At 60.6% G+C, this 264-nt stretch carries 1 protein-coding gene; it reads left to right on the forward strand.

Annotated elements, in window-relative coordinates:
- A partial coding sequence (locus XI08_RS09715; RefSeq protein WP_271574250.1) for an Ig-like domain-containing protein occupies positions 1-264 on the forward strand: 264 nt, incomplete at both ends.

Raw genomic sequence — 264 nt, forward strand, 5'->3', positions numbered from 1 at the left:
AACTACACCGCCTCCGACGGCTCGCTGACCTCGAGCTCGACGGCCGGCCTCAATTTGGCGGCGGTCAACGATGCCCCGGTGATCGCTGCTGCATCCCTTGCTGTCGCCGAAGGTGGCACCGTTTCGTTTGGCTCCGGCAATATCGCTGTTACCGATCCGGACAGCTCCAGCTTCGTCTTTACGGTCATCAACGTTACGCACGGATCGTTCCAGACCTCAACAGATGGCCAGACCTGGGTCAACGCCAGCACATTCTCGAGCGCA

Source organism: Bradyrhizobium sp. CCBAU 11361, from assembly GCF_028128935.1.
GTDB lineage: Bacteria > Pseudomonadota > Alphaproteobacteria > Rhizobiales > Xanthobacteraceae > Bradyrhizobium > Bradyrhizobium niftali.